Annotated in this window: 17 protein-coding genes; 12 read left to right on the forward strand and 5 right to left on the reverse strand. The window is 58.0% G+C overall.

From position 1 onward, the window contains the following. Positions 1-7: 7 nt before the first annotated feature. The 11 genes from ctaD (at position 8) to ABUK73_RS03705 (ending at position 8,690) form a co-directional block, all read left to right on the forward strand. Positions 8-1,711 (forward strand): cytochrome c oxidase subunit I, encoded by a 1,704-nt coding sequence (gene ctaD / locus ABUK73_RS03655; RefSeq protein WP_353576087.1) that lies wholly within the window; start codon positions 8-10, stop codon positions 1,709-1,711. Between the two features lie 116 nt (positions 1,712-1,827). After that, entirely contained in the window at positions 1,828-2,781 is a 954-nt protein-coding gene (locus ABUK73_RS03660) for a heme o synthase (protein WP_353576449.1), read from the forward strand. Continuing rightward, positions 2,781-2,912 (forward strand): hypothetical protein, encoded by a 132-nt coding sequence (locus ABUK73_RS03665; protein ID WP_113088645.1) that lies wholly within the window; start codon positions 2,781-2,783, stop codon positions 2,910-2,912. The genes ABUK73_RS03660 and ABUK73_RS03665 overlap by 1 nt, the downstream gene beginning before the upstream one ends. Positions 2,913-2,940: 28 nt before the next feature. Further along, the gene (locus ABUK73_RS03670; RefSeq protein ID WP_113088644.1) at positions 2,941-3,543 is read left to right on the forward strand and encodes a cytochrome c oxidase assembly protein; all 603 of its coding nucleotides are present in this window, start codon (positions 2,941-2,943) and stop codon (positions 3,541-3,543) included. Positions 3,544-3,647: 104 nt separating this feature from the next. Next, positions 3,648-4,523, forward strand: coding sequence for a cytochrome c oxidase subunit 3 (locus ABUK73_RS03675; RefSeq protein ID WP_353576088.1), 876 nt, complete (start codon positions 3,648-3,650; stop codon positions 4,521-4,523). 85 nt (positions 4,524-4,608) lie between these two features. Then, positions 4,609-4,995: a DUF983 domain-containing protein gene (locus tag ABUK73_RS03680; RefSeq protein ID WP_113088642.1), complete on the forward strand. Its 387-nt coding sequence runs from the start codon at positions 4,609-4,611 to the stop codon at positions 4,993-4,995. Then, positions 4,964-5,740 carry an SURF1 family protein gene (locus ABUK73_RS03685; RefSeq protein ID WP_353576089.1) on the forward strand — a complete coding sequence of 259 codons (777 nt, stop codon included), beginning with the start codon at positions 4,964-4,966 and terminating at the stop codon, positions 5,738-5,740. The genes ABUK73_RS03680 and ABUK73_RS03685 overlap by 32 nt, the downstream gene beginning before the upstream one ends. Before the next feature lie 25 nt (positions 5,741-5,765). Continuing rightward, entirely contained in the window at positions 5,766-6,812 is a 1,047-nt protein-coding gene (ispH, locus tag ABUK73_RS03690) for a 4-hydroxy-3-methylbut-2-enyl diphosphate reductase (RefSeq protein WP_353576090.1), read from the forward strand. 43 nt (positions 6,813-6,855) lie between these two features. Next, positions 6,856-7,824 (forward strand): homoserine kinase, encoded by a 969-nt coding sequence (locus ABUK73_RS03695; protein ID WP_353576091.1) that lies wholly within the window; start codon positions 6,856-6,858, stop codon positions 7,822-7,824. After that, positions 7,821-8,261 (forward strand): ribonuclease HI, encoded by a 441-nt coding sequence (gene rnhA / locus ABUK73_RS03700; protein WP_113088638.1) that lies wholly within the window; start codon positions 7,821-7,823, stop codon positions 8,259-8,261. The genes ABUK73_RS03695 and rnhA overlap by 4 nt, the downstream gene beginning before the upstream one ends. A gap of 120 nt (positions 8,262-8,381) precedes the next feature. Then, the gene (locus tag ABUK73_RS03705) at positions 8,382-8,690 is read left to right on the forward strand and encodes a Dabb family protein (protein WP_353576092.1); all 309 of its coding nucleotides are present in this window, start codon (positions 8,382-8,384) and stop codon (positions 8,688-8,690) included. A 115-nt stretch (positions 8,691-8,805) separates the two neighbouring features. On the opposite strand, the gene ABUK73_RS03710 is transcribed toward ABUK73_RS03705, so the two are convergent. Genes ABUK73_RS03710 through ABUK73_RS03725 form a run of 4 tightly spaced genes read right to left on the reverse strand, consistent with a single transcriptional unit; the run spans position 8,806 to position 11,448 of the window. Continuing rightward, positions 8,806-9,702: a metal ABC transporter substrate-binding protein gene (locus ABUK73_RS03710; RefSeq protein ID WP_113088636.1), complete on the reverse strand. Its 897-nt coding sequence runs from the start codon at positions 9,700-9,702 to the stop codon at positions 8,806-8,808. Between the two features lie 14 nt (positions 9,703-9,716). Beyond that, positions 9,717-10,589 (reverse strand): metal ABC transporter permease, encoded by an 873-nt coding sequence (locus ABUK73_RS03715; RefSeq protein ID WP_113088635.1) that lies wholly within the window; start codon positions 10,587-10,589, stop codon positions 9,717-9,719. Continuing rightward, entirely contained in the window at positions 10,586-11,329 is a 744-nt protein-coding gene (locus ABUK73_RS03720; protein WP_353576093.1) for a metal ABC transporter ATP-binding protein, read from the reverse strand. Before ABUK73_RS03720 ends, ABUK73_RS03715 begins: the two co-directional genes overlap by 4 nt. Continuing rightward, positions 11,326-11,448: a hypothetical protein gene (locus ABUK73_RS03725; protein WP_353576094.1), complete on the reverse strand. Its 123-nt coding sequence runs from the start codon at positions 11,446-11,448 to the stop codon at positions 11,326-11,328. Before ABUK73_RS03725 ends, ABUK73_RS03720 begins: the two co-directional genes overlap by 4 nt. A gap of 398 nt (positions 11,449-11,846) precedes the next feature. Here ABUK73_RS03725 and ABUK73_RS03730 point away from each other — a divergent pair, with 398 nt between their 5' ends. Further along, positions 11,847-12,785 (forward strand): IS110 family RNA-guided transposase, encoded by a 939-nt coding sequence (locus ABUK73_RS03730; RefSeq protein ID WP_353576095.1) that lies wholly within the window; start codon positions 11,847-11,849, stop codon positions 12,783-12,785. A 121-nt stretch (positions 12,786-12,906) separates the two neighbouring features. Here ABUK73_RS03730 and ABUK73_RS03735 read toward each other — a convergent pair whose 3' ends face one another. After that, positions 12,907-13,392, reverse strand: a complete 486-nt coding sequence (locus ABUK73_RS03735) for a peroxiredoxin (protein ID WP_353576096.1) — start codon at positions 13,390-13,392, stop codon at positions 12,907-12,909. Positions 13,393-13,409: the final 17 nt, after the last annotated feature.

Genomic DNA, 13,409 nt, shown 5'->3' on the forward strand with positions numbered 1-13,409 from the left:
GAGGACAATGGCTGGACATTCCGCACACGACGATCACTCGCACGACCATTCGCATGGGCACGACGCGCATCACGATGATCACGCGCACCATGCGCACAAGCCCACTTTCTTCCAACGCTGGTTCCTTTCCACGAACCACAAGGATATCGGCACGCTCTATCTGATCTTCGCGATCATCGCCGGCATCATCGGTGGCGGCCTTTCGGTCGTCATGCGTATGGAGCTGCAGGAGCCGGGCATTCAGATTTTCCATGGACTTGCTTCCATGGTTTACGGGTTCGAAGGCGACGCTGCCATTGATGGCGGCAAGCACATGTTCAACGTGTTCACCACCGCACATGCGCTGATCATGATCTTCTTCATGGTCATGCCTGCCATGATCGGCGGTTTTGCCAACTGGATGGTGCCGATCATGATCGGCGCGCCAGATATGGCTTTCCCGCGTCTGAATAACATTTCTTTCTGGCTCATCGTGCCAGCCTTCATCCTGCTGCTTCTGTCGCTCTTCGTTGAAGGACCGGCGGGTGCTTACGGTGTCGGTGGCGGCTGGACCATGTATCCGCCGCTCTCAACCAGCGGCATGCCGGGGCCAGCGGTGGATCTTGCGATCTTTGCGCTGCACGTTGCCGGTGCATCCTCCATTCTCGGTGCCATCAACTTCATCACCACCATCCTCAACATGCGTGCGCCGGGCATGACCCTGCACAAGATGCCGCTGTTTGCCTGGTCTGTGCTGGTCACTGCGTTCCTGTTGCTGCTGTCTCTGCCGGTTCTCGCCGGTGGCATCACCATGCTGCTGACGGACCGCAACTTCGGCACGACATTCTTCTCGCCGGAAGGCGGCGGTGACCCGATCCTTTACCAGCACCTGTTCTGGTTCTTCGGCCACCCTGAAGTCTACATTCTGATCCTGCCCGGCTTCGGCATCATCAGCCACATAGTTTCGACCTTCTCCAAGAAGCCGATCTTCGGTTATCTCGGCATGGCTTATGCCATGGTCGCCATCGGCGCCGTCGGCTTCATCGTGTGGGCGCACCACATGTATACGGTTGGTCTGTCGCTGGAAGCGCAGCGCTACTTCGTCTTCGCAACCATGGTCATCGCGGTTCCTACGGGTATCAAGATCTTCTCGTGGATCGCGACGATGTGGGGCGGTTCGCTGACCTTCACCACGCCGATGATCTGGGCCATTGGCTTCATCTTCCTCTTTACGGTGGGTGGTGTCACGGGCGTTCAGCTGGCCAATGCCGGTCTCGACCGTTCGCTGCACGACACCTATTATGTGGTGGCGCACTTCCATTACGTGCTGTCGCTGGGTGCCGTGTTCGCCATCTTTGCTGGCTGGTACTACTGGTTCCCGAAGATCACCGGTTACATGTACAGCCAGAAGATCGGCAATCTGCACTTCTGGGTCATGTTCGTCGGCGTCAACCTCATCTTCTTCCCGCAGCACTTCCTAGGTCTGGCCGGCATGCCGCGCCGTTACATCGACTATCCGGATGCCTATGCGGGCTGGAACATGGTATCGTCCTACGGTTCCTATATCTCGGCGGTTGCCGTCGGTATCTTCCTCTTCGGCGTCTGGGAAGCCTTCGCCAAGAAGCGGGTGGCCGGTGACAATCCTTGGGGTGAAGGTGCGACCACTCTGGAATGGCAGCTGTCTTCGCCGCCGCCATATCACCAGTGGGAACAGCTTCCCCGTATCCGCTGAGGCATTTTGTCCAAGCGTGTATCCCGACTGAACATGATAAATGCCAGTTTCACGCTGAGACAAAACACAATGGAGCGCCGCAAATATGCGCGGCGTTTCCCATGAAGGCAGGAAAAATGACCGTTATCGACAATCGCGACACGCTGGGAATGGAAAGCCTCGAGCTTTCCGAAGCGGGTGCGCGCGATTATTTCGAATTGCTGAAACCCCGCGTCATGTCGCTGGTGGTCTTCACCGGTTTTGCGGGGCTCGTTCTCGCACCGGGAACGATCAATCCCGTGCTGGCCGTGGTTGCCATTCTCTGTATTGCCGTGGGTGCTGGCGCATCCGGCGCGCTGAACATGTGGTATGACGCCGATATCGATGCCGTCATGACCCGCACCGCCAAGCGCCCGATACCTTCTGGACGGGTTGCGCCGGGCGAAGCACTGGCTTTCGGTCTCACGCTGTCGGTCTTCTCGGTCGCCATCCTCGGCCTTGCGGTCAACTGGTTCGCGGCTGGCCTCCTGGCGTTTACAATCTTCTTCTACGCCGTCGTCTACACCATGTGGCTGAAGCGCTCGACGCCGCAGAACATCGTCATCGGCGGTGCTGCCGGTGCATTCCCGCCCATGCTGGGCTGGGCCTGCGTTACCGGCGGCGTGTCCATCGATAGCACCATTCTGTTTCTCATCATCTTCCTCTGGACGCCTGCGCATTTCTGGGCGCTCGCTCTGTTCAAGATGCGTGACTACGGCTCTGTTGGCATTCCGATGATGCCGAATGTTGCAGGTGAACGCTCCACCAAGAACCAGATGATCGCCTATGCCGTTCTGACGGCGGTTGCGGCGGTTGCGCCTTACTTCACCGGTCTTGCAGGTGCGGGCTACGGCATATTTGCAGCGGTTCTCAGCGCCATTTTCATATACTGTTCCATCTCGGTCAGACGCATGGCTGACGGTGATGAGCGTATGGTGCAGGCGAAGAAGATGTTCGCCTATTCAGTATTCTATCTGTTCGCGATTTTCTCCGGCCTGCTGGCAGATCATCTCGCACCGTCATTTCTGACGTTGTTCGGAGGAGCGGCATAATGGAAACCATCAAGCTGAACGAAGCACAAAAGCGGTCGAGACGCGGGCGCAACATTGCGCTCGGTCTTCTGCTGGCGGCGCTGGTCGTGCTTTTCTACATCATCACCATCATAAAAATCGGCGGTTTCTGACCGCAGGACGAAAAGAGGGGGAGGAGACATGGCAACAACAGGAACGACGGGCAAGAAGACGAGCAACAGCTCGATTCTCGTGCTGTGTCTGGTTTTTGTCTGCGGCATGGTCGGCATGGCCTATGCCTCGGTGCCGCTTTATCGCCTTTTCTGTCAGGTGACCGGCTATAACGGCACCACCCAGCGCGTCGAACAATATTCGGATGTCATTCTCGACAAGACGATGAAGGTGACTTTCGACGCCAACACCTCCACCGGCCTCAACTGGGATTTCCGCCCGGTCGATAAAATGGTTGAGCCACGCATTGGCGAAACCGTGCAGGTGACCTTCAAGGCGACGAATCGCTCGCCCGTCGCCACCACCGGCAGCGCGGTGTTCAACGTAACGCCCATGGAAGCCGGTGCTTATTTCAATAAGGTGCAGTGTTTCTGCTTTACCGAAACCACCTTGCAGCCGGGTGAAACGCTGGAAATGCCGGTGGTATTCTTCATCGATCCGGAGATCGTAAAGGCTCGGGAAACCAAGGGCATCCATACTTTGACGCTGTCCTACACTTTTTATCCGTCCAAGACGGAAAAACCGGTTGCGTCCTTGCCGGCAAAGACCGAACGTGACGAGACGAAACTTTGAGAGAGGGAGGTGCGGCCGGTTTCGGTCGTACTGCATGAGGTGGGCTTTTAACGAAGACCACTGTATCGAGTGAGACTAGGGAAGAGCCTGCGGGGATCGATCACATGGCAGACACACATCAGAAAAACCACGACTACCATATCATAGACCCCAGCCCCTGGCCGCTTCTGGCCTCGATTGGTGCTTTTTTTCTAACTTTCGGTGGCGTCTGTTACATGCGCTATCTGCATGGCGGCTCCTTGAAGCTGTTCGGTCTGGAATGGGCTCATCCATGGCTATTCTATATTGGTCTCGCTATCGTGCTCTACACCATGTATGCGTGGTGGGCAGATACGGTGAAAGAGGGCAATGAGGGGCACCATACCCGCGTTGTGTCGCTGCATCTGCGCTATGGCATGATCATGTTCATCGCGTCCGAAGTCATGTTCTTCGTAGCATGGTTCTGGGCCTATTTCGATGCCAGCCTCTATCCGCATGAAGCCATTCAGGCATCGCGCGTGGAGTTCACGGGTGGTCAGTGGCCGCCAAAGGGTATCGAGGTTCTCGACCCATGGCATCTGCCGCTCTACAACACCGTCATCCTGCTTCTGTCCGGCACCTGCGTGACCTGGGCGCACCATGCGCTGCTGCACAATGATCGCAAGGGCCTCATCACCGGGCTGGCACTGACGGTTGCGCTCGGTGTCTTCTTCTCCACGGTGCAGGTATACGAATACATGCACGCGCCATTCGACTTCAAAAATTCGATCTATGGCGCGACCTTCTTCATGTCCACGGGCTTCCATGGCTTCCACGTCTTCGTGGGCACCATCTTCCTGCTGGTCTGCCTGTTCCGCGCCATTGCTGGCGGATTCACGCCAAAGCAGCATTTCGGCTTCGAAGCCGCTGCTTGGTACTGGCACTTCGTGGACGTGGTCTGGCTGTTCCTCTTCTTCGCCATCTACGTCTGGGGTGGCTGGGGCGCACCGCTGGCACATTGATGTCAAACGACGGATTGAGCAAAGGGCGGCGCGTGCCGCCCTTTGTTTTTCTGCGGCTTGATGGTTCGCAAACGGGGAGGGTATGATGACGCAGGAAAACGAGGCGCTCTATCCGCCTGTTGACCCGGTAAAGGTGGGCTTGCGCGGCTGCTGTCCGCGTTGCGGCCATGGCAGGTTGTTCCAGGGGTTTTTGACTCTGAAACCCAAATGCAGTGCCTGCGGCCTGAATTATGCTTTCGCGGATGCGGGCGAGGGGCCCGCGGTCTTCGTCATGCTCATCGTCGGCTTTCTCATCATCGGCATGGCGCTGTGGTTCGATGCGCGCTTTGCGCCACCCGTTTGGCTGCACGCCTTGATCTGGATTCCGACCGCCATTATCCTTTCGCTCGTTCTTCTCAAAAAGATGAAGGGCATCATGATCGCTCTGCAATATCGCAACAATGCCAGTGAAGGCAGGCTTGATCGTGACTGATAGCGTCAGCGCCAAACCATCGCACCGGGGCCTGTGGTTCGCCGCACCGCTTGTCCTGCTTGCCCTTATCATTCTGGTTGCGCTCGGCACATGGCAGGTCAAGCGCATGTATTGGAAAGAGGGCTTGCTGGTCGATATCCAGCAGCGCATCCACGCCGCGCCCGCACCGCTTTCGGATATTGAAGCGCTGGCGGCATCGGGTGGCGATATCGAATATCGTACCGTTGCGCTATCAGGCACCTTCGATCATACCAAGGAGCAGCATTTCTTCGCGACCTTCGAGGGTCAGACCGGATATTACATCTACACTCCGCTTCGCCTTTCCGATGGTCGGGCGATTTTTATCAATCGCGGCTTTGTACCTTACGAGATGAAAGAGCCTTCGAAACGGGAGGCAGGCGAAGTGGCCGGTATCGTTTCGGTGGAAGGGCTGGCGCGTGCCCGGCTGACCACAAAACCCTCCAGCCTGCTGCCGGAAAACGATCTGGCGAAGAACATCTATTACTGGAAAGACTGGTCGGCCATGGCCAGCCGCGCTGGCATTCCGCCTGCCCAACTCGTTCCGTTTTTCGTGGATGCCAATGCCGCCCCCAATCCCGGCGGCTGGCCAAAGGGTGGCGTGACGCTGATCGATCTGCCGAATAATCACCTTCAATATGCGATTACATGGTACGGATTGGCACTCGCCCTTGTCATCGTGGTCGGTTTTGCCTATGTCCGGGGCGTAAGAAATTCCAGAGAATGACGCACGGGAGGCTGAAGGAGAAGGAATGAATATTGCCGTTTCCAAACCGCCTCTGACGATCAGGCTCTGTGGCCCGCGCGGCTTTTGCGCCGGTGTCGATCGCGCCATCCAGATCGTCGTTCTGGCGCTGAAAGCCTATGGCGCCCCCGTTTATGTGCGCCACGAGATCGTCCATAACCGCTATGTGGTTGAAGGGCTGGAAGCCAAGGGCGCGATTTTTGTTGAAGAATTGAACGAAATTCCGCCGGAGCACCGTCAGCAGCCGGTGGTGTTTTCCGCGCATGGCGTGCCGAAATCCGTGCCGGAAGATGCGCAGGCCAGAAACCTGTTTTATCTGGATGCGACCTGCCCGCTTGTCTCCAAGGTTCACAAGCAGGCGATGCGCCACCAGCGCCTTGGCCGCCATGTCATCCTCATTGGACATGCCGGCCACCCGGAGGTCATTGGCACCATGGGGCAGTTGCCGGAAGGGTCTGTTTCTCTGGTCGAAACCATCGAAGATGCCGCACGCTATCAGCCGGTCGATACGGAAAATCTCGGTTTCGTAACGCAGACGACGCTGTCTGTGGATGATACGGCAGGCGTGATCGCCAAGTTGCAGGAACGGTTTCCGGCCATGCAGGCGCCTGCGGCAGACAGCATCTGCTACGCCACCACCAACCGTCAGGATGCGGTCAAGCAGGCGGCTCCCGGCTGCGATCTGTTCATCGTCGTCGGTGCGCCGAACTCCTCCAACTCCAAGCGACTGGTGGAAGTGGCACTGCGCGCCGGTGCCAAGCGCTCCGTGCTGGTGCAGCGCGCCGCCGAAATCGACTGGAATGAGATTGGTGATGTGCAGACGGTTGGCCTGTCTGCGGGTGCGTCTGCGCCAGAGGTCATCGTAGATGAGATCATCCAGGCCTTCAAGGCACGCTACGAGACCACGCTCGATCTGGCCGTGACGGTTGAGGAAACCGAACATTTTCTGGTCAATCGCGAGCTGCGCGATATAGAGCTGACGGTGCAGGACATGGCCTTCGTCAATGGCACCGCAAGAGATGCCCTGCCGTCGAAACCGGCCACCGGCGCCTGATCTTTTCCACCTCCGCCCTTTCAGCACCGCAAGAGATCATAAATTGGCAGTTTACACCGATATCAGCGAAGACGACCTGAAGAATTTTCTCGGCCAATATGATGTCGGCGCGCTGACATCCTATAAGGGTATTGCCGAAGGTGTCGAAAACACCAATTTTCTGCTGCACACCACCAAAGACCCGCTGATTCTGACGCTTTACGAAAAGCGGGTGGAAAAGTCCGATCTGCCGTTCTTTCTGGGTCTGAAACAGCATTTGTTTGCAAAAGGTCTGTCGTGTCCCCTGCCATTGCCGCGCCACGATGGCGAGCTTCTGGGTGAATTATCAGGCCGTCCCGCCGCGCTGATCTCGTTTCTGGAGGGCATGTGGCTGCGCAAGCCGGAGGCTCGCCATTGCCGTGAAGTGGGCAAGGCACTCGCTGCCATGCATCTGGCCGGTGAGGGCTTTGAACTCAAACGTCCGAACGCTCTATCAGTCGAAGGCTGGAAGGTGCTCTGGGACAAATCCGAAGCTCGCGCCGATGAGGTCGAAAAGGGTTTGCAGCAGGAAATCCGTGCCGATCTCGATGACCTCGCCGCCCGTTGGCCGAAGGATCTGCCCGCTGGCGTCATCCATGCCGATCTGTTTCAGGACAACGTCTTTTTCCTCGGCGATGAACTTTCCGGCCTGATCGACTTCTATTTCGCCTGCAATGATTTCCTCGCCTATGACGTCTCGATCTGCCTCAACGCATGGTGCTTTGAGAAAGACGGTTCCTACAATGTCACCAAGGGCAAGGCGCTGTTGGAAGGCTACCAGTCTGTGCGGCCTTTGAGCGAGGCGGAGCTTGATGCGCTGCCGCTTCTGGCGCGCGGTTCGGCGCTGCGCTTCTTCCTTACCCGTCTCTATGACTGGTTGACGACCCCGGAGGGTGCGCTGGTGGTGAAGAAAGACCCGCTGGAATATCTGCGCAAGCTGCGCTTCCACCGTGCGGTCTCCAACGTTGCGGAATACGGGCTGGCAGTCGCATGAAGCATGTCGATATTTTCACCGATGGCGCCTGCTCGGGCAATCCGGGCCCGGGTGGCTGGGGCGCGGTTCTTCGCTACGGCGAGACCGAAAAAGAACTCTGCGGCGGCGAGGCGGAAACCACCAACAACCGCATGGAGTTGATGGCTGCCATCCAGTCGCTGAACGCGCTGAAAGCGCCCTGCGAGGTCGATCTCTACACCGACAGCGCCTATGTGAAGGACGGCATTACCAAGTGGATTTTCGGCTGGAAGAAAAAGGGCTGGAAGACAGCTGACAATAAGCCCGTCAAGAATGTCGAGCTTTGGCAGGCGCTGGAAACGGCGCGGGAGCGGCACAAGGTAACCCTGCACTGGGTCAAAGGCCACGCCGGCCACCCGGAAAACGAACGTGCCGATGAACTGGCCCGCAAAGGCATGGAGCCGTTCAAACGGCGGTGATGAATAGGTGCTTTACTGGGGTTGCGCATCGCCATTCGCGACCTATCTTCCCTAAGCCTTGTTATTCCAAAGGCTATAAAAGCATAAAGCCTGTGTAGTCAGGCATGAGAGGGACACCCCATGATCTTGCATTGCGTTTTCGTGCGCTTCAAATCTGCCGCAACGACTTCCGAAAAGCAGGCGATTTACGAAGCGATCACCGCCCTCAAGGATGTCATTCCCGGCATTGTCGAGGTGAAATGCGGACAGAACGTTTCGTCCGAAGGGCTGAATGGCGGCTTTCTGGATGGCTTCATCATCAAGCTGGAAAGCATCGAGGCCCGCGACGAATATCTCGCCCATCCCCAGCATATCGATGTCGGCGAACGCCTGATCGGCCTGACCGATGGCGGTGCAGCGGGATTGCTGGTTTTCGATATGGCGGAGTGAGTCGGCAAACTACCCTCACCATCACTTGATCCTCGCCACAAGGGCGAGGATATCGGGTGCAGGGGCGCTAGCTCGCCCCTGCTATTCCCGACACGGTGTGACCGCGCCGCCGTTATCAGCTGGACTTGTTCATTGCCGTCGCGATCTGCTCGACATTATAGCGGAACATCTTCTCATAGGTCGGCGCAGGGCCTTTGGCCTTGGAAAGCGATTCCACGTAAAGTTCGCCGCCCGGCTGCGCACCGGTTGCCTTGGCCACCTGCTTGACCAGACGTGGATCGTTGGAATTTTCGAAGAAGTAGGTCTTCACATGCTCCGCCTTGATCTGCTCGATCAGCTTGGCCACGTCTCCGGCAGAGGCTTCGGTTTCGGTTGAAACGCCCAGAGGCGACAGGAACGTCACCTTGTATTCGCGCCCGAAATAGCCGAAGGCATCGTGGCTGGTCAGCACCTTGCGGCGATCTTCCGGGATGCTGTCGAATTTCGCATGGGCAAAGGTGTTCAGCTCATCCAGTTTCTTCAAGTAGGCCTCGGCGTTGGCCTTGAAATCTGCCTTGTCTGCCGGGTCGGCGGCAGAGAGGGTGGTTTCGATGTTCTGCACCCAGATTTTGACATTGACCGGGCTGTTCCAGACATGCGGATCGGTCACGGTCTTGCCGTCCTCTTCCATGCTGCGCGTCTTGATACCTTCGGAGACATTGACCGGCGTTCCCTTGTAACCGGAGGCGGAGATCAGCCGGTCCATCCATCCCTCAAGACCAAGACCGCTGACGAAGACGACATCGGCGGCTTTCAGGCTTTTCGCATCGGATGGAGACGGCTCGAATTCATGCGGGTCGCCATCCGGCTTGACGAGGCTGGTGACGGTAACGTGGTTGCCGCCCACCTGCTTGACCACATCAGCCAGCACGGTGAAGGAGGCGACGGCCTTCAGCTCCGCCGCAGAAAGCGGGGAGGCGAAGGCAATGAAGGCGGGTATTGCGGCAGTCAGCAGAAGATTACGGGACAACATTGGCAGGTCTCCAGTTAGCCCTTCAAATGCGGGCGGGTGAAAAAACGTCCTGCAAGACCCGCCGGTGCTGCCAGAATGGACAGCCCGTAAAGGCAGGTTGCAGCCATGATGATGGTGGGGCCAGAGGCCAGCTCGAAATGGTAGGACACGACAAGGCCGACATAGCCGGAGATGGCGGCACTCAACGCAGCAAGGATCAGCATGGCGGGCAGGCTGCGCGTCCAGAGTTGGGCGATAGCCGCAGGCAGCATCATCAACCCCACCGCCATCAAGGTGCCGAGCGCCTGAAAACTCGCAACCAGATTGATGACCACCAGCACCAGAAAAATGACGTGATAGACCGGCCCACGCCCGCCAACGGCCCGCAGGAAGCCGGGGTCGAAACATTCGCTGACCAGAGGACGGTAAATGATGGCGAGAACGATCAGCGTCAGGGAGGTAATGGCGCCGATCTGGTAGAGCGCTGGCGCATCGATAGCGAGAATGGTGCCGAACAGCACATGCAAAAGATCGACATTCGACCCGTGCAGGGACACGATCAGCACGCCGAGCGCCAGAGAAGCCAGATAGAAGCTGGCAAAGCTCGCATCCTCCTGCAGGGGCGTGATGCGGCTGACGATGCCGGACAGGAGCGCGACGGAGAGGCCAGCAATCAGGCCGCCGAAGCCCATTGCCGTCAGCGATAGCGACCCGGCAATGAGGTAGCCGATGGCGGCTCCCGGCAAGATGGCGTGGCTCAGCGCGTCACCCATCAGGCTCATACGGCGCAGCATCAGAAACACGCCGATCGGGCTTGCCCCTGCAGCAAGGCAGAAGCAGGCGACGAGCGCGCGGCGCATGAAGCCGTAATCCTGGAACGGCGCGAGGAAAATATCATAGGCCGTCATGCTGCTGGCTCGCAAATCTCGCTATTGTCATCCCAGCGCTCAGCCATGATGCGCGCGCGCATGAGATTGACCGGCGACATCACCTGCTGGGTCTGGCCCCAAGCGATCAGCTCGCGAGCAATCAGCAATGTCTCTGGGAAATGCGCCCGCACCTGATCGAAATCATGCAGCACCGCAACCACGGTGCGGCCTTCACCATGCCAGCGGGCAACGATGTCCAGAAGGTCGCGCGTGGTGCGGGCATCGATGGCGGTGAAGGGCTCGTCCAGCAGAATGACGCTGGCATCCTGCATCAGCAGCCGGGCAAACAGCACGCGCTGAAACTGACCGGCAGACAGCGCGCCAATCGACCGGCGCTCGAAGCCCGCAAGACCAACGGTGGCGAGAGCCTCTTGCGCAAGCGCCGCCTGCTGCTTGCTGATAGAGCCGAAGGCACCGGCGGTTTTCCATGTGCCCAGCAACACGGTTTCCAGAACGGAAATCGGAAAGCGCCGGTTGATATCGGCTGCCTGCGGCAGATAGCCAAAGTCGGTTCGCTTCAGCGCATGGGTAATGGAGCCCTCAGATACCTTGACGTCGCTAATGATGGCCTTCAGCAGCGTGGACTTGCCCGCCCCATTCGGCCCGGCAATGGCCGTCAGGCTGCCCTTGCTAAAGCTGCCGGAGACGTGATGCACCGCCGGATGCCGGTCATAGGCCACAGTCAGATTGTCGATGGACAGAACCGCAGCGCCACTCATGACAGCAGCACCGCCCAGTGAATGGCAAGCCAGAGTGGGAAGAGGATGACGAGAGCGATGAGAAGGCGAGTGATGGCGGACTGTCGCAACAGATGCCGTGGAGAGAAATGATGCAGCATGGAATGCTCACAATAATGTTATATAGTTACTGTAATGATATAACAATTACGGCGAAAGCATGGCGTGTTTTGCGGGGAGGTGGGGATGATGATGTCGCGCGTTTCTCTAACGTCATCCTCGGGCTTGACCCGAGGATCTGACCACATTTGACGTTGTGGTTCGTTAGATCCTCGGGACAAGCCCGAGGATTGTTTGCTGCTATCAAGCTATTGTCGGTGCGGGACTGCGCGCCCTTCACAGCGCGCAGTCCCGGCAGCAGGCGACCGTCCGAGGATTGGGACTACACCCCACGTCATCAAGGCTCCCTGCCGCCTTTGCTTCACCGCTTGGAGAGTTGATTGGGCCGCTGATTGCCACGCCCGCAAACAATCCGAAGCCTGCAAAGGATAGCAGACCTATGGACTTTTTGCACACACCACCCCTTCACTGCCTCGGCGTCGATGTCGCCAAGGACAATCTTGTTGTCAGCGATGGGAAACGCATCATCACCTTTGCCAACGATCGCTGCGGCATCCGTAAGCTGCTCAAGGCGATGCAGCCCGACTTTATCATATGCGAGCAGACCGGTGGCTACGAACTCATGCTTCTAGAGGCGTGCGTCAAGGCGGGCATCGCCTGCCACCGTGCCGATGTGATGAAGCTCAAAGCCTATATCCGTTCTCTCGGAACTTTGGGCAAAAGCGATGCCATCGACGCGACACACATGACCGCCTATGGTTATGAGCGATGGGCAAGACTGGCGTTATGGCACGCACCAGACCCCGATGACGTTGAATTACAGGCGCTTGTGCGGCGCCGGGCCGATCTTGTGGCGTTCAAAGTCGCCGAGCAGAATAGAGCGGGTGCGCCGGGCACCAAGGCCGTGGCTGCATCGTTCAAAGCCATGCTCGCCACCATCAAGCGCCAGATAGACATGCTCGACACCCAAATCGCTGCGCTCGTTGCCAGAAGCGTCAATCTTGCCCGACGTATCAGGATTTGCACAACGGTGAGCGGCGTTGGCACGATCAGTGCCGTAAGCCTTGTTGCCCAGATGCCTGAACTCGGCTCCCTGCATCGCCGCCAGGCCGCAGCTCTGGCAGGAACCGCCCCACATCCAAGTGAAAGCGGAAACGCCAAGGGTCGGCGACGACAGCGCGGCGGAAGACCTCAGGTCAAAACTGCTCTGTTCATGCCGGCAATGTGCGCCGCTCAGGGAAAGGGACAATTTGCCCCCTTCTACAAACGCCTTATCGAAAGCGGAAAGCCGCCAATCGTCGCCATCGCCGCAACCATGCGGAAAATTATCATAACTATAAACGCAAGGCTCAGAGACGACTTAATGCAACAGAGTTGATGACGAAAAGTGGCGTGGCGGTGGTCAGCCGCCTGATAACGCCGAGCATCTGCATATGCGAGATTGCGTTGACGTTGGAAAATCCCAGGCACAAGGCCTAGGATGACCTGGAAAAATCAAATCAAAGCTGCTCGATCATCGTAGCAGCCGAGGAAACCGTAGCCTGGCCTGGGTTTTCCTCAACATTCAGAGACTTCACCACGCCGTCTTCCACCAGCATGGAGTAACGCTTGGAGCGCACGCCGAGGCTGCCTGCGGAGAGGTCGGCATCGAGGCCCAGCGCCTTGGTGAAGGACGCGTCCCAGTCTGCGAGGAAGTGGATTTTGCCCTGTCCGCCAGAAGACTGCGCCCATGCGCCCATGACGTGCCAGTCGTTGACCGAGATCACGGCGATATCATCCACGCCGCGGGACAGAATCGTGTCGCGGTTTTCGAGATAGCCGGGCAGGTGGTTGAGCGAGCAGGTGGGAGTAAACGCGCCGGGAACGGCGAAGACGACGACTTTTTTGCCGCCGAAAAGGGCGTCCGTGGTGGTTTCAACCGGGCCGTCTGCGGTCTTTTCCTTGAATGTCGCGGATGGAAGTTTGTCGCCAATCTTGATGGTCATAATATCGCTCCTGTGGC

The organism is Agrobacterium vacciniicorymbosi, assembly GCF_040427045.1.
In the GTDB taxonomy this organism is placed as follows: Bacteria; Pseudomonadota; Alphaproteobacteria; order Rhizobiales; family Rhizobiaceae; genus Agrobacterium.